At 61.0% G+C, this 21679-nt stretch carries 18 protein-coding genes and 1 riboswitch; of the genes, 12 read left to right on the plus strand and 6 right to left on the minus strand.

From position 1 onward, the window contains the following. Window positions 1-153: 153 nt before the first annotated feature. From JSS95_04145 to aceE, 3 genes are all read right to left on the minus strand, one after another. The gene (locus tag JSS95_04145; protein ID MBS1798997.1) at window positions 154-2019 is read right to left on the minus strand and encodes a capsule assembly Wzi family protein; all 1866 of its coding nucleotides are present in this window, start codon (window positions 2017-2019) and stop codon (window positions 154-156) included. Between the two features lie 127 nt (window positions 2020-2146). After that, window positions 2147-3016 carry a hypothetical protein gene (locus tag JSS95_04150; GenBank protein MBS1798998.1) on the minus strand — a complete coding sequence of 290 codons (870 nt, stop codon included), beginning with the start codon at window positions 3014-3016 and terminating at the stop codon, window positions 2147-2149. Window positions 3017-3091: 75 nt separating this feature from the next. Then, a complete protein-coding gene (aceE, locus tag JSS95_04155) occupies window positions 3092-5758 on the minus strand; it encodes a pyruvate dehydrogenase (acetyl-transferring), homodimeric type (protein MBS1798999.1) in 2667 nt (888 codons plus the stop codon). A 280-nt stretch (window positions 5759-6038) separates the two neighbouring features. Between aceE and JSS95_04160 the strand changes: the two genes are divergently transcribed. Next, window positions 6039-7604 carry an amidohydrolase/deacetylase family metallohydrolase gene (locus tag JSS95_04160; GenBank protein MBS1799000.1) on the plus strand — a complete coding sequence of 522 codons (1566 nt, stop codon included), beginning with the start codon at window positions 6039-6041 and terminating at the stop codon, window positions 7602-7604. Window positions 7605-7667: 63 nt separating this feature from the next. Here the strand turns inward: JSS95_04160 and argJ are convergent, their stop codons facing one another. Both argJ and JSS95_04170 read right to left on the minus strand, forming a co-directional pair. Next, window positions 7668-8903, minus strand: coding sequence for a bifunctional glutamate N-acetyltransferase/amino-acid acetyltransferase ArgJ (argJ, locus tag JSS95_04165; protein MBS1799001.1), 1236 nt, complete (start codon window positions 8901-8903; stop codon window positions 7668-7670). A gap of 50 nt (window positions 8904-8953) precedes the next feature. Continuing rightward, a complete protein-coding gene (locus JSS95_04170) occupies window positions 8954-10036 on the minus strand; it encodes a Gfo/Idh/MocA family oxidoreductase (GenBank protein ID MBS1799002.1) in 1083 nt (360 codons plus the stop codon). 249 nt (window positions 10037-10285) lie between these two features. On the opposite strand from JSS95_04170, the gene JSS95_04175 reads away from it, so the two are divergent. From JSS95_04175 to JSS95_04185, 3 genes are all read left to right on the plus strand, one after another. Continuing rightward, complete coding sequence (locus JSS95_04175; GenBank protein ID MBS1799003.1) at window positions 10286-11845, plus strand: TolC family protein; 1560 nt, start codon at window positions 10286-10288, stop codon at window positions 11843-11845. Between the two features lie 101 nt (window positions 11846-11946). Beyond that, a complete protein-coding gene (locus JSS95_04180) occupies window positions 11947-13080 on the plus strand; it encodes an HlyD family secretion protein (protein ID MBS1799004.1) in 1134 nt (377 codons plus the stop codon). Between the two features lie 235 nt (window positions 13081-13315). After that, window positions 13316-14347 (plus strand): VTT domain-containing protein, encoded by a 1032-nt coding sequence (locus JSS95_04185; GenBank protein ID MBS1799005.1) that lies wholly within the window; start codon window positions 13316-13318, stop codon window positions 14345-14347. A gap of 12 nt (window positions 14348-14359) precedes the next feature. On the opposite strand, the gene JSS95_04190 is transcribed toward JSS95_04185, so the two are convergent. Beyond that, window positions 14360-15076: an energy transducer TonB gene (locus tag JSS95_04190; GenBank protein ID MBS1799006.1), complete on the minus strand. Its 717-nt coding sequence runs from the start codon at window positions 15074-15076 to the stop codon at window positions 14360-14362. Window positions 15077-15219: 143 nt separating this feature from the next. Here JSS95_04190 and JSS95_04195 point away from each other — a divergent pair, with 143 nt between their 5' ends. The 8 genes from JSS95_04195 (at window position 15220) to JSS95_04230 (ending at window position 21646) form a co-directional block, all read left to right on the plus strand. Then, window positions 15220-16470, plus strand: a complete 1251-nt coding sequence (locus JSS95_04195; GenBank protein ID MBS1799007.1) for a DUF1624 domain-containing protein — start codon at window positions 15220-15222, stop codon at window positions 16468-16470. Window positions 16471-16540: 70 nt separating this feature from the next. Then, window positions 16541-18130 (plus strand): UbiD family decarboxylase, encoded by a 1590-nt coding sequence (locus JSS95_04200; protein MBS1799008.1) that lies wholly within the window; start codon window positions 16541-16543, stop codon window positions 18128-18130. A 39-nt stretch (window positions 18131-18169) separates the two neighbouring features. Continuing rightward, window positions 18170-18424 (plus strand): AbrB/MazE/SpoVT family DNA-binding domain-containing protein, encoded by a 255-nt coding sequence (locus tag JSS95_04205; protein MBS1799009.1) that lies wholly within the window; start codon window positions 18170-18172, stop codon window positions 18422-18424. Then, a complete protein-coding gene (locus tag JSS95_04210; GenBank protein MBS1799010.1) occupies window positions 18421-18837 on the plus strand; it encodes a PIN domain-containing protein in 417 nt (138 codons plus the stop codon). Before JSS95_04205 ends, JSS95_04210 begins: the two co-directional genes overlap by 4 nt. Before the next feature lie 103 nt (window positions 18838-18940). Further along, window positions 18941-19444, plus strand: a complete 504-nt coding sequence (locus JSS95_04215; GenBank protein ID MBS1799011.1) for an NADH-quinone oxidoreductase subunit I — start codon at window positions 18941-18943, stop codon at window positions 19442-19444. 105 nt (window positions 19445-19549) lie between these two features. Further along, window positions 19550-19662: riboswitch (SAM riboswitch) on the plus strand. 126 nt (window positions 19663-19788) lie between these two features. Then, window positions 19789-21075 carry a threonine synthase gene (locus tag JSS95_04220; GenBank protein MBS1799012.1) on the plus strand — a complete coding sequence of 429 codons (1287 nt, stop codon included), beginning with the start codon at window positions 19789-19791 and terminating at the stop codon, window positions 21073-21075. Between the two features lie 2 nt (window positions 21076-21077). Next, window positions 21078-21359: a MoaD/ThiS family protein gene (locus tag JSS95_04225; protein MBS1799013.1), complete on the plus strand. Its 282-nt coding sequence runs from the start codon at window positions 21078-21080 to the stop codon at window positions 21357-21359. Window positions 21360-21496: 137 nt separating this feature from the next. Next, on the plus strand, window positions 21497-21646 hold the full coding sequence (locus JSS95_04230; protein ID MBS1799014.1) for a hypothetical protein: 150 nt from the start codon (window positions 21497-21499) through the stop codon (window positions 21644-21646). Window positions 21647-21679: the final 33 nt, after the last annotated feature.

Here is a 21679-nt window from a genome sequence, read left to right on the forward strand (position 1 = left end):
CACGGTGTAGATGTTTTCGTTGGGACGGGCTTACAGCCCTCGGTATTCGTCATGCTTCGAAACCCATGCCTTCGGCCTGGGCTGGTATGGAGCCGGGCCTTCGGTCCTGAAACATGCGACTACACCTAAAGGGAAACAGCCTTAAGGACGTACTCACCTTGGATAGCGTTTCAGCTGGGGATACCACGTCAACTGGAATGCAACCGCCGTATTGTTCTGCTTGCCGGTTTTATAGATAGGCGCCTTCCAGCCCTCATATTGCACCGACCCGTTAAATTCGATATCGGGGCCGAACCGTTTAACCACCCCGACCTTGAACTGATTCTGTGTGGTCCCGAGAAGGACGAAGTCTTTTGCCGTCTTTTTGTTCAGATACGAGAGCTGAATCCATTCGTTTCCCGAGAGATGCCAGGTGAGCCATAGATTGCCTCCCTTGGCTTCACGGCCGATCCAGTCGCCCATGATGAAACCCTTGTTGGTGTAGCCCTGTTTCTGAACGACTTCAAAGTAGCTGAACTGTCCTCGATCGCTCAGCGCGACCGGCTGGTCGGAGGTAGCGGCCTCGACACGGAGATCGAGTGGGCGCAACCTGCCGGGGAACTGGGAGATGAAGAGGCCTGTCCGGTATGCGGCGCGACGGGGAGCGCTGATTGGAGTGACATCGTCGTGGCTGATGGAGTCGGCATAGAGGGTTGCGTATTTGCGAACGAACGGCAAGCGGTAGGAGAAGCTGAAGTCGCTGAACCTTGCTCCTGGATCGTCTCTCGAATACTTCTCCTGCACCGTTGTGTCGTTGATGTCGAAGAAGCCCTTGAGGAACGTGTGCAATGTAACCGGAGCGTGATCTTTACCGCCGAAGATGATGGTGCGCTGAAACCCGAACTCAAAGTTTTTCGTGGGGCGGAAAGAGAACATTTCCGAGTGGGTATAAGGACTGTTCGGTGCCGTGTGGCCTTTCAGGCTTCCGTAAAAGAAGTCGTATCGAACCGGGCCAAGCAGCTTTGAAACCAGAAAGATATTCAGTGGTTCCACGCGGTTGATGCGGAACGAGTAGATGTTTTCAGCGTTATTGGACCAGGCCATGGCGCCTGCCTGCGCGGGACTGAGCCAGGCGTCGGTCTTGCCTCCTGAGATCTCGTGACCCAAAAGATGAAAGGAGAGAGCTGCTTCCACAAGTCTGAAATTGTTCTGCGCGGGCAAGTTGCCCTCCGGGATCGTCAACTGCGGCCGGTTGGGCGGAGCGTAGGGCTTAATCAGGTCACGGTCGGAGAGCAGATTTGCAAGGTCGTAGGAGTAGCCGGTTCCGGCGGGCGCATGCTGGTACTCCCCGCGCACGTAGAGCGAGAAGCGACCAGCCTCAGCCAGCGTCGAAAACCCTGTGATGTTGTTGAAGCCGCTCTCGTAGGGACGGCCGTAATCGTTGTATAGCGTCTGGCCAAGGTGGTAGCTGTCACGCAGCACGGGGCCGGAGATGCCGGTGATCCGCGTATAAAACGAGTGCGTTCCATAGACAATGCCGCGCGCCGCATAGCCCATGGGGGCTTCGTCGGTGAACTCGTGCAACAGCTTATCGAAGATGGCCTGCGCCTCTTCGTTATTGCTCTCCATGATGTCGTGTTGCGATTGCTGCAACATGTGGACAACGCTGCGCCGGGTCCAGGGCCGCATTCCAATGAAGGCTGAGTCGAGAAAGCCCATGGAATACAGCCGCATCATCTGCGGGTAGACCCAGCTATCCATGGGGATGTAAGCCGAACCCAGGGCATCAACGGGATGCTCGACAACAGGGTGATAGGCCGGATAGGCCGAGTAGAGCTTGCCTGAATCGGGAGGCGGTGCCGGAGCGGTGGCTGGTGCCGGAGCAGGAGCGGATGGAGCTCCATCCCGGTGCTTTTGTTGATCGGGATCGTAGGCCGGTCTTGAAGGTTCCTGTGCCGGCGATGCGGAAGAGGGCGTAGATACCGAAGGCGCTGACGGTTCGGGAGCGGAAGGCGTCTGGGAGACACCCGCCGTCAGCATTGCCGAGAGGAGATAACAGAGGCTGGGGAGAAATCGAATCCGCAAACGCACCTCAAAAACTTCTGCCAGACTGGCTTAAGTGTAATCTTTCGAGGGCAGAGCGGTCCGTCCGGATGGTCCTGGCCCTCTATGACTGTTTAGATGCGCTTTGCTTCTTCTTCAGCCGCCTTCGAGCGTCCGTCTCAACCTGCCGAAACCATGTGGGTGTTGCGACCTTTTTCGCTTCAAGAAACTGCCGTAGATGCTCGATAGGATCGCCTGATGCAGGAGATGTACGACGGCCTTGCGAGCGCCAGGCAATGCACTCGATCAATACCGGGCCATCGCCACCGCGAGTGCGGCCGAGCGATTCCTGAATGACGCGATACAACGCGACGGCATCGCAGGCGTCGACGGGAATTCCGGGGACGCCGGATTTTCCGGCCACACGGGCGATGGTCGCGACCTCGTCACGTTTTCTGTAGCCCGTTATGCGTGGCAGCTGGATGAAGATGATCGGCAGGTCGTACCTGGCTGCGGCTGCGAGCGCGTGAGAGCAGGCGGCAGCGCTCAGTTCATCCCTTTGAATGTATGCGACGACGACTCCCTGGCGAGACTGGGACTTGAGGGCCATGGAGGCCCCCAGCGCCATCCGCAGGCGCTGTTCTGCATCGGAGATCGCCGGCAGCAGCCGCCCAGCAGGCTCTTTTACCGATTTTATGGAGGAGTAGGTTTTCAGCAGAGCGGCGGGGGCGACTCCGAGGATCGAGGACATCCCTGCGCTTGTTTCTGCGTCGCCGATCAGGTCGTCAGCTCCGAGTTGAAGGACGGTACTTGCCCGTACAGCTTCCTGGCCGCGAATAGAGGCGATTCGCCGTCTTTGTCCTCTGGCGCGCGCGCGCTTCTGAAGGGCCTCTTCGAGAACTCTGGCCTCAACCATCGCGACATACATCGCCCTGAGCTTTGCATTGGGGACCAGCGGATTCTCTCCTGGCTCCCCTTTTCCCTTCAACGTCATCGTCGGTCTTTCTCCCTGATACAGCGAGAGGGTTCCACAGGTGGAACCCTCTCGGCTGACACTGCCTATTGTCTTCTATGCGTGAGCCGGATCGCCAGCCTCGGTGTTCACTCCGAGTTCGGCGAGTGCCTTTTGCGCTGCCTTGGGCTTGAACTTACCGTCGCGCGCCAGCTTCGAGAGCGTAGCCCCGACGATCGCCTCGGCGCTGACCTCGAAGTGCCTGCGCAGGTGCTCGCGGTTGTCGCTGCGTCCAAAGCCGTCGGTTCCGAGGGCTACAAGACGCGTGGGCAGCCACGGAGAGAGCGCATCGGGAATGACCTTCATGTAATCGCTTGCCGCGATGATCGGGCCCTTCGTGCCTTCGAGCGCCGTCTCGAGGTAGCTCTTCCTGAGCGCCTCGGCGGGGTGCAGGCGGTTCCAGCGCTCGGTGGCGAGCGCGTCGCGGCGAAGCTCGATGTAGCTGGTCATGCTCCAGACGTTGGTCTCGACGCCGTACTTCGAGGAGAGGATCTCCTGCGCGCGGAGCACCTCGTTGAGGATGGTCCCGCTGCCGAAGAGCTGGGCCACGGCCTCGCCCTTGAGCGCGGGCTTGAGCTGGTACATGCCGCGGAGGATGCCTTCGGTGACGCCCTCGGGCATCGCCGGCATGGCGTAGTCCTCGTTGTACATGGTGATGTAGTAGAAACAGTCCTCGCCCTTCTCGTACATGCGGCGCAGGCCGTCCTGCACGACGACGGCAAGCTCGTAGACGAAGGCCGGGTCGTAGGTCTTGCAGGTGGGGATCGTGCTCGAGAGCACGATGCTGTGTCCATCCTGGTGCTGCAATCCCTCGCCCAGCATGGTGGTGCGTCCGGCGGTGCCTCCCATCAGGAAGCCCTTGCCGCGCGAGTCCGCGAAGGCCCAGGCCATGTCGCCGATGCGCTGGAAGCCGAACATCGAGTAGTACATATAGAAGGGAATCATCGGCACGCGGTAGTTCGAGTACGCCGTGCCGGCGGCGGTGAACGAGGCCATGGAGCCAGCCTCGGTGATGCCCTCCTCGAGGATCTGGCCGTCGGTCATCTCGCGGTAGTAGAGCAGCATGTCGGCATCGTGCGGCGTGTACTTCTGTCCCTCGGGGGCGTAGATGCCGACCTGCTTGATCGCCGACTCCATGCCGAAGGTGCGGCCTTCATCGGGCAGGATGGGCACGATGAGTTTGCCGAACGCGGGGTCCTTCAACAGGTGGCGCAGGATACTGACGAAGCCCATCGTGGTCGAGACGGCGCGCTTGTTCGATCCGGCTGTCCATTCAGCAAAGTAGTCGAGCTTCGGCGCGGTGAAGTCGAGCTTCGGCACCTCGCGTTTGGGCAGGTAGCCACCGAGCTCCTGCCTCCGCTGCTGCATGTAGACGATCTCTGGCGCGTCCTGAGAGGGGCGGTATGGGGTGCCGTGGGTCGCGGCCTCCTCGGGGATCGGGATATCGAAGCGCTTGACGAAGGCGGCCAGCTCGCTGTCGGCCATCTTCTTCTCGTTGTGGGTTGCGTTGCGCGCCTGCGACGATCCCATGCCGTAGCCCTTGACGGTCTTGGCGAGGATGACCGTGGGGCCGCCCTTGTGCTCCATGGCGCGCTTGTAGGCGTTGTATATCTTGCCCGGGTCGTGGCCGCCGCGGTGCAGGCGCTCAAGCTGCTCGTCCGTCATGTCGCGCACGAGCTCGAGAAGCTCCGGGTACTTGCCGAAGAAGTTCTGGCGCAGGTAAGCGCCGTTCTTCGCCTTGAAGGTCTGGAAGTCGCCGTCGACGCACTCTTCCATACGGCGCAGCAGCAGACCGGTGTGGTCGCGCTCGAAGAGAGCGTCCCAGTCCGAGCCCCAGATCACCTTGATGACGTTCCATCCGACGCCGCGGAAGTGGCCCTCGAGCTCGTCGATGATGCGCTTGTTGCCGCGCACCGGCCCGTCGAGCCGTTGCAAGTTGCAGTTGACCACGAAGATGAGGTTGTCGAGCTTCTCGCGCGCCGCGACGGAGATGGCCCCGAGGGTGTCGACCTCGTCGGTCTCGCCGTCGCCTACAAAGGCCCAGACCTTGCGCTCGGTCGGCTGGATGAGGCCGCGATGCTCGAGGTAGCGCATGAAGCGCGCCTGGTAGATAGCGTTCAGCGGCCCGATGCCCATGGAGACCGTGGGAAACGCCCAGAACTCCGGCATCAGCCAGGGGTGAGGATAGGAGCTCAGGCCAGGGGTCTCGCGGAGCTCGTGACGGAAGTTCTTCAGGTGGGCGTCGCTGAGCCGGCCTTCAAGATAGGCGCGCGCGTAGACGCCGGGGGAGGCGTGGCCCTGGAAGTAGATGAAGTCTCCGGGCTGGTCGCCGTACTTTGCGTGGAAGAAGTGGTTGAAGCCGACCTCAAGCAGGGTCGCGAGCGACGAGTAGGTGGAGATGTGCCCGCCGATGCCTGCATCCTTCTTGTTCTGACCATGGACCATGGCCATGGCGTTCCAGCGGATCAGGGCCTCGACGCGGCGCTCGAGCGAGCGATCGCCGGGATAGGGAACTTCGTCGTGTTTGGGGATGGTGTTCTGATAAGGAGTTGTTAGCTCACTCTGTACCGGGACGCCGGCCTCGCGGGCGCGGGTATGCAGGGCCTCCAGCAGTTTGGCGCTCTGTTCCCAGTCGCCTGCCACTACCTCGTCAAAGGCTTCAATCCACTCTGCAACTTCTCTGGTGAAGTCAACCTGTGCAGGCGTTTCAAGCTTTGTAGTCATAAGCGGTCCTTATCTCCCCATTCTTTTGGGCGCATACTCAGCGGCCCAAAACTAACCACATCTAAGATAATCGCCAAACCCCACAACCGTCACTTGTCTGACCATTTCCTGTGCGAAAACCGGATATCCCTTTACGGTAATCGCCGCCCATGTCTGGGCCCGATGAGACGGGTAGGGCACATGTCCGTTGTGAACGGTCTTCGATTGGTTTATAAAACTCCCCGTTCCGAAAACTCACGAAACAAAGCCACGAGGAGCTTTTATGAATAGGAAATTTGTGATGCGCGCCTGTGCCGGGTTCTGCTTGGCAGCCTGCACCTCTGTGCCGCAGCTTGCTGCCGCGCAGAGCGCAAGCCAGGCTGGGCCGGGGGCATCGTCCGCAGCCAGCGCCCCTGTCGAGGAGAAGCAGTACGACCTGCTGTTGAAAGGGGGGCACGTTATCGATGCGAAGAACAACATCGACGCCATTCGAGACGTTGCCATCAAGGATGGAAAGATTGCGAAGGTTGCGGCGGGAATTCCGGCAAACTCCGCCATCAAGACCGTGAACGTGGCGGGCCTGTATGTCACCCCGGGATTGATCGATATGCACGTCCATGTCTTCTGGGGCCTGACAAAGGACGATTATGCCGGCGGCGACTGGGCGGTTGCACCCGACGGCGTTACGTTGCGTGACGGCGTGACTACCGTTGTAGATGCCGGTTCGTCGGGGTGGCGCAACTTCGAGACGTTCAAGGAGCGCGTGATCGATCGCTCACAGACGCGGGTCCTCGCTGAGTTGAATATCGTGGGTGCGGGCATGGGCAGCGGTCCGATCGAGCAGAACAAGGAGGACATGGACGGCGAGAAGACGGCCGAGATGGCCCTGAAGTATCCCAACATCGTTGTTGGGATCAAGAGCGCTCATTTCACGGGTCCGGAGTGGTTTCCTTATGAGCAGGCCGTCAAGGCCGGAACGATTGCTCATATCCCGGTGATGATTGACTTTGGCTCGCGTCGTCCGGAGCGTCCTCTGTATCAGCTTCTTGAAGAGAAGCTAAGGCCCGGCGACATCTACACGCATATGTATGGCGGCAGCCGCGGAGAGCAGGACCCAGAGACGGGCGGACCGGGCAAGGGCATGTGGGAGGGCCGGAAGCGCGGCATCTACTTCGACGTAGGCCACGGACAGAGCAGCTTCCTGTTCAGCGTGGCCGTACCGTTGATCAAGGCGGGCTTCATCCCCGATTCGATCTCCACGGACATTCACTCCGACAATTTGAACGAGGGGTTGAAGGACCAGTTGACGACGGCAGACAAGTTCCTCGCCATGGGGCTGCCGCTGAAAGAGGTCATCGCCGAGATGACGTGGCACCCGGCGGTAGAGGTGCAGCAGACACAACTGGGGCACCTGTCAGAGGGAGCCATTGCCGATGTCGCTGTGCTGAACGTTCATCATGGCGACTACGGTTTTATCGACGGCGCGGGAGCAGTGTTGAAGGGCCACGAGAGATTGGAGTGCGAGTTAACCATCAAGGACGGCAAGTTTGTCTACGACCTCAATGGCCTCTCGGCCCCGCCGTGGAACCAGCCGCCAGGACCTGCGGAGAAGCAGGCGAAGAAGTGGACCTCGCTGCGTATTCCAACCGGGCTGCAACGTCCGATGAACCCGCAGATGGCAGCTCGCATGGCGAGGTTCCCTCCACGGTGGCAGCCTTACGAGACAGATGCAAACGGCAAGGTTACCGTGAAGGCCGCTGCAAAGCTTCCGCCCCCGGGAGTGAAGAGGCCGAAGCTGGATGTGCCTCCTCAGGCTTCAACGTGGGCCAAGCCACCGTACGACTCGTGGCCGGCGGCCAGGAAGTAGAAGCCAGCACAAAACAAACCCGCGCTCTAAGTCGAGCGCGGGTTTTGTTTTCAGAATTGCCGTCTATGTTGAGTAATCGGCGTTGATGCGGACGTACTCTTCTGTAAGGTCGCAGGTGATGAACTGGCAGCCGGCCACGCCCTGGCCCATGTGCATGGCGATGGTGTACTCGCGCTGCTGCATCACACGATGCGCGGCGGCCTCGTCGAAGGCGGGGGAGCGCATGCCTGCTTCGTAGACGGGGACATCGCCGATGCGCACGGTTACAAGGACAGGGTCAAACTCGACTCCTGAGTATCCGGCGGCGGCCAGGAGGCGTCCCCAGTTGGGATCGGCGCTCGACCACGCGGTCTTGCAAAGGGGCGAGTGCGCGATAGCACGGGCGATCTGGCGGGCGTCTGCCTCGTTGCGTGTGCCTCCGATGTCGAGCGTGACGACGTGGGTCACTCCCTCGCCATCGTCGACGACCTTGTGGGCGAGCGTGCGGCAGACGGTGTTGAGCGCGGTAGTGAAGCTCTCGCGTGAGGCGCCGTCGAGCTTCACGTTACTGCTGCGGCTTGCCAACAAAAGCACGGTGTCGTTCGTCGATGTATCGCCGTCGATGGAGATGGAGTTGAAGCTCTGTTGTACGGCGGGCTGCAGAAGCTCTCGGAGGCTTGCTCCGTCGGCTGCGATGTCGGTGAACAGATACACCAGCATGGTGGCGTGAGGCGGAACCGGCGGTCCGAGCCGCGGATGAATCATGCCTGCCCCCTTGGCCGCGCCGAAGATGCGGACCTCTTTGCCGTCGACGTTGATGGAGGCCGAGGCGACCTTCATCTTCGTGTCGGTCGTCATGATGGCCTGGGCGAATAATTCTGCGTGGCTGGAGGAACTGCCCATTGCGGTCTTCAGGCCCGGGAGAGCTGCGATGACCTTGTCGCCGGGGAAGGGAACGCCGATGATGCCGGTCGAGGAGGGGAAGACCTCGTCGAAGATGCAGCCGAAGGCCTCTGCGGCGGCGACGCATGTGGCGGTGCAGGCGTCGATGCCGGCCTGTCCTGTGGCGCAGTTGGCGTTGCCCGCGTTGACGAGCACTGCCTTGACGCGGCCGCCGGTCGAGGCCATGTGTTTGCGCCCAACTGTTATCGGGGCGGCCACGACCTGATTGCTGGTAAACATGACCGCAGCCTGCGCTCCTGCCGGAGCGACTGCGATGGCGACATCCAGATTTCCGCTGGCCTTGATTCCTGCTTTGACTGCGCCCCACTGGAAGCCCAGGGGAAGGGCTTCGTTGCTCAACTTCGACTCACCGTCCATCTCCTTACTCTATCAAGCAACGATGGAGCCGGCGATGAACGGTGAAGTCATCATGCCGCGGAGAAGTCGGCCTTGAGCGTTCTGCCCTCGGCGGAGCTCTGCCGCGCGAGCTCGAGCAGGCGAATGACGCGGTAGCCGTCCTCGGAGGTGACGGCGAGTGGGGCCACGCCGAGGATGGCGTCGCGAACGTTGGCGTAGAAGCCGCGATAGTCGCCGAGCTCTGTCTTGACCTTCGTTCGCGTCAGCGTTCCGGGGTTGGCCGGGTCGGGCGCAATGACGAGCGTCCCCCAGGCAGACTCAGGTTCGGCGAGCCACTCGCGGGGATCGCCGACGGGCGGCACGGTTCCACCGGCGACGAGCGTGGGCTCCTGCGGGTCGAGGCCGTATTTGATGAAGCTGCCCTTCGTGCCATGAAGCAGAAAGCGCGGCGCGGGCTCGGCGGCGACCATGGTCGCGCGGCAGATTGCCTGGAGCTTCGGATAGTCGAGCGTGATGTCGAAGGCATCTTCAATGCCGGTGGTGTCGCGGTCGCGGCGCACGCACGCGGCGATCGATTGGGGCGCTCCGAAGAGCGCGAGCGCCTGGTCGACGAGGTGCGGGCCGAGATCGAAGAGCATTCCGTTGGCGTCGTTTGCGCTCTCTTTCCACGTGCCCTCGCGCGGCAGGGGACGGAAGCGGTCGAAGTGCGACTCGAAGGTGACGAGTCTGCCTAGTTCTCCTGAGTCCACGATTTTGCGCACGGTCTTGAAATCGCCGTCCCAGCGGCGGTTGTGGAAGGGGGCGACGATCAGCTTATTGGCAGCGGCGGTCTTGATCAGATCACGGGCCTCGGTGCTGGTAGCTGCAAACGGCTTGTCGATGACGACGTGCTTGCCCGCGAGCAGGGCCTTCTTTGCGAGGTCGTAGTGTGTCTCGTTCGGCGTGCCGACGACGATCAGCTTGATGGAGTCATCGCTCAGGGCCTCTTCGACACTGCGCAGAATTCGTGCGTTCGGATACGCTTTTGCGGCCTCATCGCCGCGACGCTGCACGATCGCTTCAAGCTTCAAGCCGGGAACCGCACTGACGAAGGGAGCGTGAAAGACGCGCCCGGCAAGGCCGAAGCCGATAACAGCAACACCAATCTCTGCCATGAATCCTCCTCAGGATTTCAGATCATTGTGTCATGTGTGAAAGCCGATTGCGCGAACGGCGCTATTGTTTGATGTTGACCGAAATGGAGTTGAGCGTGAGAAAGGTTGCAACCATGCGAAACTTTTTGCGGCTTAAACGGCTTCTAAGCATCTGAATTGAGAAAGACATTGCCCGGCGCCGGTTTCCCATCCCCGCCGGTGCTGTGAATAGAGCTTCAAAATACAGAGGATGCAGGTACCATCGAAGACATGGTTCAACTCAGGAAAGTGGCTGAAGCGCAGCGATTCGTCTGCGGGAGAGCTGGCTATAGGAGAGGCGCGGCAGCGGTCCTGGGCCTGACCCTGGCGTGCCTGCCTTCCGCATACAGCCAGCAGGCGCAGGGATCAGGAAATCAGCCCAAGCCGACGCAGACCGGGCCCAGCTCGGGCCCCGAGAGCTCCCCGATCGCCGGCGCGCAGCAGCAGCTCTACACCGTCTCCGGCCAGAACGATGCGGGTGTGACGCAGGACTCGTACAAGGGCTCCATCGTCGAAGGCAAGGCGACGGGAACGACGATCGACCTTTCGCTCGACGATGCGATCAAGCGCGGCCTGAGAAATAACCTCGGTGTCATCCTGCAGGGAGCGGCGCAGAGGAACGCGAACGGCCAGCGACTGGAGGAGCTTCAGGCGCTGCTTCCGACGGTGACCGGCGCGGCGAGCATTAATGTGCAGCAGGTGAACCTTGCAGCCTACGGATTGAAGTTTCCCGGGATTAATCCTATTGTTGGACCCTTTCAGGTAGTCGACTTCCGGGCGTATCTCACGCAGAACCTTGTCAACGTATCGGCCCTTCAGAATTACATCGCCGCCAAACACAACTTTGCTGCGGCGAAATTGACCGCCGCCGACGCGCGCGACCTGGTTGTGTTAACTGTGGGCAATGCCTATCTGCTGTGCGTAGCCGATGGAGCGCGTGTCGAGGCCGTCAGCGCGGAGCTTGCGACCTCGAAGGTGACGCTCGACCAGGCTGTCGCTGCTCACGAAGCGGGCACAAGCCCCAAGCTCGATGTTCTACGCGCGCAGGTGGACTACCAGAACGAGCAGCAGACGCTTATCTCCGCGAAGAACCAGCTGGCGAAGGACAAGCTGGCACTGGCGCGGGCGATCGGACTTCCGCTCGATCAGGACTACCGCCTGACGGACCAGGTGCCCTATGCGGCGTTCAACGACATTGATCCGCAGGCGACTGTTGACCAGGCGTTGAAGACGCGCAAGGACCTCGCGGCCTCGGGCGAGAAGGTGAAGGCGGCGAGCGCGCAGAAGACTTCGGCGTGGGCGTATCAGCTTCCCGTCGTCAGCTTCACGGGAGACTTCGGCGACCTGGGGCAGACGCCCGGCCACTCGCACTCAAGCTACAGCGCGACTGGCCAGGTGACGGTGCCGATCCTTCAAATCGCGAAGACGAAGGGGCAGGAAGATGTGGCTGGCGCGCAGTACGATCAGGCGCGCGCGCGTCTCGCCGACCAGGCACAGCAGGTGAATGCGGACGTCCGCGACAGCATTCTCGATATTCAGGCGGCAGCCAAGTTGGTTGAAGCGACGCACTCAAACGTGGAGCTGGCCAATGAGGCCCTCAGCGAGGCGCAGCAGCGGTTCAAGGCGGGAGTCTCTGACAACCTGCCGGTATCGCAGGCGCAGGCACAGACCGAGCAGGCCAACGACCAGTACATCAGTGCGCTCTACCAGCACAACATCGCCAAGCTTTCTCTGGCGCGTGCGCTGGGCGCGGCACAGACAAATTACAAAGACTACCTCGGAGGGAAGTAACCTTGGCAGACGCTGAGCAGAATAAAAACAACGCACCGGAGATCGAAGAAGAGTCGCCGGAGAAGAAGTCGCGGCGCAAGCTGGCAGTGATCGCCGTGGTGATGCTGCTGGCGATCGGCGCCGCGCTGTTCTATTGGCACTCAACCTTTACAGAGGACACCGACGATGCGCAGGTGGACGGCGACCTGTACCAGGTCAGCGCCCGTGTCGCCGGACAGGTAGTCAAGGTGTATGTCGAGGACAACCAGGCGGTGAAGGCCGGCGACCTGATCGCGGAGATCGACCCCAAGGACTTCCAGGTGGCGCTTGAGCAGGCGCAGGCCAACCTTGCCAGCGCCGAGGCGGCCGCGATCCAGGCGAACGTGAACGTGCCGATTGCGAGCATCTCTTCGAGCACCAGCATCAGTACGACAAGCTCCGACGTTCAGGGCACGCAGGCAGCCGTAGCTCAGTCGCAGAAGCAGGTGCAGGCCGCGGCGGCGCGGGTGGACCAGGCCAAGGCGAATGCCGTCAAGTCCGACCTCGACGTGGAGCGCTACAAGCCCCTCGTCGAGAAGGACGTGATCTCCAAGCAGCAGTTCGATGCGGCGGTGGCGCAGGCCGCGGCCAATCGCGCGGCTGTGCTTGAGGCGGAGTCGACGCTGATCGGTCAGCAGGAGGCGGTGCGTCAGTCGCAGCAACGGCTCATACAGTCGCGCTCGCAGGCACTCGAGGCAGCGAAGAACGGACCCAGCCAGGTCAAGGCGCAGCAGGCCAGGGCGCAGGCGGCGCTTGCCGACGTCAAGCAGGCACAGGCGAAGGTCGACCAGGCGAAGCTCAACCTTGGCTACACTCACATCACCGCGCCAGTGTCAGGCATCGTGAACAAGAAGAACATCCAGGTCGGGGCGAATCTCTCCGTGGGCCAGGATGTGCTGACAATCGTTCCTCTGACCGATCTGTGGGTCACCGCGAACTTCAAGGAGACGCAGTTGGACCGCATGAGGCCAGGGCAGGACGTCACCATCAAGGTCGACGCCCTTGGCGGGCGCAAGTTCCACGGCAAGATCAAGCAGATTGGCGGGGCCACCGGCTCACGACTGTCGCTCTTTCCTCCGGAGAACGCAACCGGCAACTATGTGAAGGTCGTGCAACGTATCCCGGTTCGCATCGACTTCACCAACCTGGCTGACGAGAACAAGGACATGTCGCTGCGTCCGGGCTTCTCGGTGACGCCGATTGTTTCCGTAAAGTAAAAACGGAACTGATCGAGGACGGGCGGCGAAAGCCGTCCGTTTCTTTTTTGCCGCTCAGTTCGGCATGGTGATCGAAGACCTGCCGCAGGTTAAATCAGTTGCTGGCAGACCAGGTGAAAGATCGCCGTCCCGTCCTGCCGCCCGGTTCCGTCAGCGGGGCCGGGCTGTGTATCTTTAAGGAACGCTGCGGCATCCAATTGCCGTAAGGTTTTCCATCGATATTCTTGTTCGCCCTATGCCGATCGCGCTAGCATTCTTCGTTCACTACGCCTACCTGATCCTGTTTCTCTGGGTCCTGGTGGAGCAGATCGGCATTCCGATTCCGAGCGTGCCTCTGCTGCTTACGGCGGGAACGTTGAGCGCGACACACCAGATTCATCACCTGTCGGCGCTGATCGCTGTCCTTGCGGCGTGCATGATCTCCGACTCAATCTGGTTCCTGATGGGACAGCGGTACGGCAACAGTGTGCTAAAGCTGCTCTGCCGTCTGTCGTTTGAGGCCTCGACCTGCGTTAGCAAGACCGAGGGCTACTTTACGCGCCGGGGACATGCGACGCTGCTTTTCTCGAAGTTCGTTCCGGGGCTGAGCACGGTTGCGCCTCCCATTGCCGGCCAGATCGGGATGTCCTACACAAGATTTTTTATGTGGGACCTCGCCGGTTCGTTCATCTGGGCGGAGGCATTCCTTCTGCCGGGCCGCTTCTTCGGCGACGTGGCGCAGAAGAGCGCTCCGTTCTTCCACTGGCTTGGGCGCTTTGCCTTCATCATCTTCGTGCTGATGGTTCTCGGCTTCATGGCCTACCGCTTCCTCAAGACGCGGAAGTTCCTGCAGCAGGTGCGCGAGCTGCGGTTGGAACCGGGCGAGTTGAAGGAGATGATGGACCAGGCTGCCGAGCTGGGGAACAAGCCTCCGTTCATCGTCGACCTGCGTCACCCGCTGGACTACGCGCCCGACCCGCGCGTATTGCCGGGCGCCCTGCGGATCGGGCCCAACGAGATCAGGCTGCACAGCGAGATCATCCCTCGCGACCGCGACGTGGTGCTCTACTGCACCTGCCCGAGCGAGGAGACGAGCGCGAAGCTGGCGCTGCAACTCCACAAACTTGGGGTCTACCGCGTTCGTCCGTTGCGCGGCGGATTTGATGGCTGGAAGGACGCCGGGTACCCGCTGGAGGAATACCCGGTGGAAGCTCCACCAGCGACTGCGGTGTTGTCCACCGATATCGCTCCCGCTTCGCAGGCCAAGCCTGCTCTGCCGCTGCTGTAACGTCGCGCGGCCTCATCCTCCTATCTTGAAGTTGACAGTGAAGGTCGTCTGTATCTCTGTCGGCTCGCCGTTCAGAAGGTAAGGGCGATAGCGCGCGGACCTGATCGCATCGAGCGCGGCCTCACGGAGCATCGGCGGGCCGCTGATGACGTGCAGACTCTCGATCGCGCCGGTCTTCGAGATGATGGCTTCGATGACGACTGCGCCGGAGATACCGGCAGCCCGGGCGATGGCGGGATATGCGGGCCGAATTGGGGCAAGCAGAACCCCTGCGGTGACACCGTTTGAGACTCTCACCCGTTGTGCCGGGCGCTGCGCTGGAGCAACCGTGACGGCCGGCCCGTGGTTGGCCGATGTTGCCAATGCGATGGGAAGGCCATCTCCCACGCCCATGTGGATCGCGCCGATCACAGGAGCGTCTTCGGAAGAGCTTCCCGGGGTTCGATCAATGATCGGCGGTAGCGGGCGCGAGGTGACGGGGAGCGTTGCGGACGATGCATCCGTTGCAACCTGCTGCTGCGTGGCTACCGGAAGCGGAGGTCTCGGCGGCGGAGGCGTGAAGACCAGCGGCGTGTCCACATGGAACGCCAGTTTCTCTGGGTGAAGCAAAGGTATAACCACCAGCGTAGCGGCTATGGCGATTTGCAACGCGGAAGAGCCAGCCATCGTCCACCGGCGGGTGGCCGACTGGGTTGCAGTGCGCGATTCAAACATGCTGTCCTCGAACATAAAGCACCTCTAAACCGGTTCAGGTTCAGGGGCGCATCTAGCGAGGAATGCGTCCGTTGAATGGTTAGACCCCTCTGCGCCGAGAAATGTTCCCGCGAAAAAAGCTCCACAAAGCTGCTCCCATTGAGCGATGATGGATCACCATGGCACATCAGTCTGCGACTCTCCCAGCGGCAACTCCGGCCTCTACGACCGTGACGGCGCCGAAACCATCCCGCGTCCTGTCCATCGATGTCCTGCGCGGCATCACGATCGCGTTCATGATCCTGGTCAACGACGCAGGAGATGGTCATCACACCTATGTGCAGCTTGAGCACGCTGCCTGGAATGGCTGGACGCTGACCGATCTGGTCTTCCCGACGTTTCTTTTTGTCGTCGGCATGTCGATCATCCTGTCGATCAACGCCCGTCTGCAGCGCGGCGCCAGCAAGCGCGACCTTGCTCTGCATACCTTCCGGCGCGCGGCGACGATTTACCTTGTCTACACCTTCATCGCACTCTTTCCGCACTTCAACATCACCCACTTCCGCTTCTACGGCGTGTTGCCGCGCATCGCGCTCTGCTATCTGATCGCCGGTCTCATCTGTCTCGTCACCCAGCGGGCCAGCACTTTGCTGACGATCGCGGCCGTTCTGCTGGTCACTTACTGGGTGTTGATGCGCTTCGTCCCGGTACCCGGCTTTGGCGTGCCTGGCGTCGATGTTCCTCTGCTCGACTCTGATCGGAACCTCGCCGCCTGGCTCGATCGCGGCATTGTCGCATTCGTGCAGCGCACCCTCCACACCGGCAGACTGTATGAAGTAACGCGCGATCCTGAAGGGCTGCTCAGCACGATCCCCGCGATCGGCACAACTCTTCTTGGTGCGGTTGCATCTCTGTGGCTGCGCCGAGCAGAGACCAAGCCGCCCCACATCAGCCGCGCGCAGTGCGCCTGGGGGTTTGCTGTTGCAGGCGTCGCCGGTATCACCTCTGGCCTCATCTGGAACATCTGGTTCCCGATCAACAAGAAGCTCTGGACGAGTTCATACGTTCTCTTCGCCGCGGGTTGCACGCTGCTCGGCCTCGCGCTCTGCTACTGGCTGATTGATATGAAGCACATTCACGAGACGAAGCTCGGAGCGAAGCTTACCTGGCCGTGGTTCGTCTTCGGCTCGAACGCCATCGTCGCGTATGCGGTATCCGATCTGCTGGTTGAGACCTTTACCGCCATTCACACCTCGAGCATCGGCCCCAACGGCAAGCCAATGTCGGTGTGGAGCTGGGTCTACTGGCACGTCTTCGCCAGCCACGGCTCGACGAACAATACCTCGGCGGCGTTTGCGCTTGCCTATGTGCTGGTCTGCTTCATCCCCAACTGGATTTTGTGGCGGAAGAAGATCTTCGTGAAGCTCTAGTCATTTCGTCTCTGGCCGCGTAAGCCGTTACCATAGACGTCGGTGCGGCTTGCCGCGGCAGGAGAGGGAATTGGCTTACGACGATCTTCGCGACTGGATCAACGAACTGCACAAGGCCGGTGAGCTGAAGCGCATCACGGTCGAGGTCTCGCCCGACCTCGAGATGGCCGAGATCGCCGACCGTGCCGCCAAGATGGGGCGCGGCACAGCGAAGGCCGGCGGCCCGGCGCTGCTGTTCGAGAACGTCAAGGGACATCCCGGCGCGCGCGTGCTGATGAACCAGTTCGGCAGCACACGCAGGATGCGGCTCGCGCTCGAGACCGATTCGCTCGGCGCCATTGCAGACCGAATCCGTCTTTTGCTGAAGCCCGAGACGCCGACCAGCCTGATGGACAAGCTGAAGATGCTGCCGAAGCTGGCGGAGGTGGGCAGCTTCTTTCCGAAGGCGGTCGCGGCGAAGGACGCTCCCTGCAAGCAGGTGATCCTGCGTGGCGATCAGGTGGACCTCACTCGCCTCCCGATCCTCAAGACCTGGCCGCAGGATGGCGGCCGCTTCATCACGCTGCCCTGCGTTATCACGAAGGATCCGCACACCGGCAAGCGCAACGTGGGCATGTACCGCATGCAGGTCTACGACGGGAAGACGACCGGGATGCATTGGCAGCGCCAGAAGGTTGCGGCCGAACACATGCGCGAGCGGCTGCGCGCAACGTCGGAGGACACAACCGCCGCCGTCGACCTGATGGCTCAAACTGCGGGCGGCACCGCCGCAGCTCCGTCAGCGCATACGATCTCGAATGCAACGCTCGGAAAGATTCGCGGGCAGAGGATGGAGGTCGCCGTTGCCATCGGCACCGATCCGGCGACCACCTTCAGCGCAATCGTTCCTGCACCGCCCGATGTCGAGGAGTATCTGATCGCAGGTTTCCTGCGCCAGAAGCCTCTGGAGCTGGTGAAGGCGGAGACCGTCGATCTCGAGGTTCCTGCCAACGCCGAATACATCCTCGAGGGCTACGTTGAGCTGGGCGAACTGCGCACCGAGGGACCCTTCGGCGACCACACCGGCTTCTACACCATGGAGGACGACTACCCGGTCTTCCACATCACCTGCGTCACGCACCGCAAGGACCCGGTCTACGCGGCCACGATCGTCGGCAAGCCTCCCATGGAGGATGCCTGGATGGGCAAGGCCGTCGAGCGCATCTTTTTACCTCTCATGCAACTGACGTTGCCTGAGATTCGGGACGTGAACCTGCCGCCCGAGGGTGTCTTTCACAATCTGATGATTGTCTCGATCCGCAAGTCTTACGCTGGCCATGCTCGTAAGGTGATGAACGGCATCTGGGCGATGGGGCAGGCGATGTTCACCAAGTGCATCGTCGTGGTCGACGAGGACTGCGATGTGCAGGACATCGCCGAGGTGGTGCTGCGCGTGACCAACAACATCGACCCCGAGCGCGATATCCAGTTCACGCTCGGCCCGGTCGACTCGCTCGACCATGCCAGCCGCCTGCCCAACTACGGCAGCAAGATGGGGATCGATGCCACGCGGAAGTGGGCGGCGGAGGGATTCACGCGGCCGTGGCCTCCGATGCTCGCTATGGATGCAGTTGTAAAAACCCGGGTCGACGCCATGTGGAAGAAGCTGGGGATCGAGTAAACCATTGCCTGAATCACGGAATTGATTCATACTTGTGGTATGAAATTCAGAAGCAAGGTCGGCGAGCGCGGCCAGGTTGTTATTCCCAAAGCAATTCGGGACAACCTCGGGCTGAACACGGACAGCGCTATCGTCTTCGAGCTCAAGGGGACCACGTTAACGCTCACACCGAATCGGGAGATGCGCCGTTTCGATGAGGCCCTGCGCAAATACAAGGGATCGCTTCGAAAAGATCTTTTGGCCGAGGGCTACTCTTCGGTGGATGATTACATTCGTGAGACGCGCGGAAGGTGACGACCGCAGTCGATGCCAATGTCCTGCTTGACATTCTTGCAGGCAGTAACGAAGAAGCGACTCTCGCTGAAGAGGCTCTGCGCAAGGCGGCCCTGTCCGGCGAACTGGTGCTTTCGGCAATCTGCTATGCGGAAGTTGCCGGCAGATTCTCTTCCCAGGGCCGCGCCGATGCATTTCTGAATGGCTTAGGTTGTGAGATACATCCAGTCGATCAGCAGATAGCTTTCCTTGCAAGCCAGTATTTTCGAAGCTATAGACGCCGTGGTGGCGATAGAACACGCATCCTGCCGGATTTTCTTATTGCAGCACACGCACAATTGCGTGCAGATCGGCTGTTGAGCCGCGACAAGAGATTCTTCGGCACATCGTTCCCGAAATTGAAGACGATTAGCCCGGTGGAGATGGCTCGATAGCTATTCGACCGTCACCCGCGTGACTACATGGCGGATGCCGTGCCATCACCGTAAATCGTCGTTGCACACATGGCCGTTTTTCCGCTCACGCTATACTTGATGCATGTCTATCGTTCGCAACGCCGCCGCCATCGCCAAGGGAATGAGCATTACGCTGAAGGAGGCTTTTCAGCCCTCCGAGGTTGAGAACTACCCTGACGGCAAGGGTCCCATGCGTGGCGCGAAGTTCCAGGAGCGCTTTCGCGGCAAGCACCAGCTTCAGCGTGACGAGAACGGCTTGGAGAAGTGTGTCGCCTGCTTCCTGTGCGCGGCGGCCTGCCCCTCAAACTGCATCTACATCGAGGCGGCGGAGAACACGGAAGAGAAGCGCATCTCCTCGGCCGAGCGATATGCCAAGGTCTACAACATCGACTACAACCGGTGCATCTTCTGCGGCTACTGTGTTGAGGCCTGCCCGACGGATGCGATCACTCATGGACACGGATTTGAGCTGGCTTCTCTGAATGCGACTACGCTGGTGATGCGCAAGGAAGACCTCCTGGTGCCCAATCCGAAGCTCCCCGATGTGGTGCAGTCGAACAAGGACAAGGCCGAAGTTCTCGCCTGATCACGCGAGACCCGTAAGATTAGCGCTGATTCTATTGCAGTACCCGCAGCAGTGTGATAAAACAGTAACTACATTCAGTCTGCGCTGGAAACACTGCAGACGCGAATTTCATGAAGAGTGGTTGAGGGAAGAGCCCTGTGACGCCACGACAACCGGCCTGAAACCATTATTTCGGGCGACCGGTGTCAACTCTCTCCTGGAGACAGGGAACATGAGATTCGAGGGGCATACCCCATTTTGCCCCGCGAACTTCAGTCCATGCCGGACTGCATGTTTTCTACATGCAGGTCTATTCCAGAAGAGACGTCACAGATCATCACCTCCTCCACACTGGAGAGAGCGTAATGAGCTATTCCTGTTCGGCTGTGGCGTATGAACTGAAGTGCAACGAGTGTGGCAAGCTCTTCGGCAATCAGCCGCTCTCGGCCTGCCCCGACTGCCTTGCCCCGCTCGAGGTCACCTACGACCTCGACGCCGCTCGTGGCGTCTTCACACGCGAGGCCATCGCCCAGGGACCAGCCAGCATCTGGCGCTATGCCACGCTGCTTCCGTTGCCCAAGGGGCTCCAACCCGACCTTCCGGTTGGCTTCACGCCGTTGGTTCGCGCGAAGAACCTCGGCAAGCGCATCGGCGCGAACAACCTCTATGTCAAAAACGACGCCGTATGCTTTCCCACGCTCAGCTTCAAGGACCGCGTCGTCTCGGTCGCACTGGCCAACGCGCAGGGCTTCGGCTTCGAGACGGTTGGCTGCTCCTCGACCGGTAACCTTGCGAACTCCGTTGCGGCGCAGGCCGCGCGCCTCGGATTGAAAGCCTGCGTTCTTGTTCCCTCCGATCTTGAGCCAGCGAAGATTCTCAACACGCAGGTTTACGGCGCGCGGCTCGTACGCATCGACGGCAACTATGATCACGTCAACCGCCTCTGCACGCAGATCGCCGACGAATACAACTGGGGCTTCGTGAACGTGAACCTGCGGCCCTACTATGCCGAGGGCTCGAAGACGGTCGGTTATGAGATCGCGGAACAGCTCGGCTGGAAGCTTCCCGACAATGTTGTGGTGCCCATGGCTGGCGGTTCGCTCGTCCGCAAGATTCGCAAGGCCTTCAATGAGCTGGTCTACCTCGGCCTGGTCGAGGAGAAGTCGGTGCGCTTCTTTGGCGCGCAGGCGACCGGATGCTCGCCGATCTCGCACGCTGTGAAGCAGGGCTGGGACTACATCGAGCCGCAGCGCCCGAACACCATCGCCCGTTCGCTCGCCATCGGAAACCCGGCCGACGGCCCCGCTGCCGCCAAGATGATTCAGGAGACCGGCGGATGGGCCGAGGACGTCTCCGATGTCGAGGTCGTCTCCGGCATTCAGGAGCTTGCAGAGACCGAGGGCATCTTCACCGAGACCGCCGGCGGCGTCACGACCGCTGTTACCGCGCGTCTCTACGCGCTGGGCCGCATCTCGCCCGATGAGATCACCGTGAGCTGCATCACCGGCAACGGCCTCAAGACAACGGACGCACTCGCCGGCCACTACCAGCAGGAGCGCGCCGTGCGGCCGCGTCTCGCTGACTTCGACGCTTACCTCCGCGAGCTTGACGGCGTCGCGGAGCAGGAACTTGCAGTTGCAGGAGGAAATTGAACGTGTCCATTAAAGTAACGCTTCCCACCGCCTTCACGCGGCACACGGACGGCAAGAAGCAGTTTGACTCTGCCGCGGCGAACCTTCCCGGACTGCTCGCCGATATCGATCAGTCGTTCCCCGCGCTCTCCACCCAGATCAAGGGTGACGACGGCAAGCTTCGCCGCTTCATCAACATCTATGTCAACGACGAAGACATCCGCTTCCTTGGCGGCGAGTCCTACGCCTTTCAGGACGGCGACGAGGTGATGCTGATCCCGTCGATCGCCGGTGGCTCGTTCTAGATCAATCGAATCGGGACTGAAAGAGGCGCATCCACGGGTGCGCCTCCTCCTTTTGCGACTGGAGCAACGCGGGCAAGGGGAGGCGCGCATCTTACCTCGATGCGACACAATGACTCCTGAGCGAGAAAGGCAGCCCTATGTTTCTCAAGCTGGCTATCGTCTTGTTTCTCTTGTGGCTCGGCATCGTCCTGACAGTCAAGATGGCTGTGTTCCTCGTCCACCTGCTGCTCGTGTTCACGGTCGTGGCCCTCGTGATGCACGTGATCAGCGGAAGGCGGGCGGTGTAGGCTGTACATGCAAAAGGAGGGCAAGTCCGACGG

Source organism: Acidobacteriota bacterium, from assembly GCA_018268895.1.
Classification (GTDB): domain Bacteria; phylum Acidobacteriota; class Terriglobia; order Terriglobales; family Acidobacteriaceae; genus Edaphobacter.

Bases quoted from the DNA above. Each gene is read 5' to 3' on its own strand.
- JSS95_04145 (MBS1798997.1), bottom strand. From the start codon at position 2,019: ATGCTGACGGCGGGTGTCTCCCAGACGCCTTCCGCTCCCGAACCGTCA.
- JSS95_04150 (MBS1798998.1), bottom strand. From the start codon at position 3,016: ATGACGTTGAAGGGAAAAGGGGAGCCAGGAGAGAATCCGCTGGTCCCC.
- aceE (MBS1798999.1), bottom strand. From the start codon at position 5,758: ATGACTACAAAGCTTGAAACGCCTGCACAGGTTGACTTCACCAGAGAA.
- JSS95_04160 (MBS1799000.1), top strand. From the start codon at position 6,039: ATGCGCGCCTGTGCCGGGTTCTGCTTGGCAGCCTGCACCTCTGTGCCG.
- argJ (MBS1799001.1), bottom strand. From the start codon at position 8,903: ATGGACGGTGAGTCGAAGTTGAGCAACGAAGCCCTTCCCCTGGGCTTC.
- JSS95_04170 (MBS1799002.1), bottom strand. From the start codon at position 10,036: ATGGCAGAGATTGGTGTTGCTGTTATCGGCTTCGGCCTTGCCGGGCGC.
- JSS95_04175 (MBS1799003.1), top strand. From the start codon at position 10,286: ATGGTTCAACTCAGGAAAGTGGCTGAAGCGCAGCGATTCGTCTGCGGG.
- JSS95_04180 (MBS1799004.1), top strand. From the start codon at position 11,947: ATGCTGCTGGCGATCGGCGCCGCGCTGTTCTATTGGCACTCAACCTTT.
- JSS95_04185 (MBS1799005.1), top strand. From the start codon at position 13,316: ATGCCGATCGCGCTAGCATTCTTCGTTCACTACGCCTACCTGATCCTG.
- JSS95_04190 (MBS1799006.1), bottom strand. From the start codon at position 15,076: ATGTTCGAGGACAGCATGTTTGAATCGCGCACTGCAACCCAGTCGGCC.
- JSS95_04195 (MBS1799007.1), top strand. From the start codon at position 15,220: ATGGCACATCAGTCTGCGACTCTCCCAGCGGCAACTCCGGCCTCTACG.
- JSS95_04205 (MBS1799009.1), top strand. From the start codon at position 18,170: ATGAAATTCAGAAGCAAGGTCGGCGAGCGCGGCCAGGTTGTTATTCCC.
- JSS95_04215 (MBS1799011.1), top strand. From the start codon at position 18,941: ATGTCTATCGTTCGCAACGCCGCCGCCATCGCCAAGGGAATGAGCATT.
- JSS95_04220 (MBS1799012.1), top strand. From the start codon at position 19,789: ATGAGCTATTCCTGTTCGGCTGTGGCGTATGAACTGAAGTGCAACGAG.
- JSS95_04230 (MBS1799014.1), top strand. From the start codon at position 21,497: ATGTTTCTCAAGCTGGCTATCGTCTTGTTTCTCTTGTGGCTCGGCATC.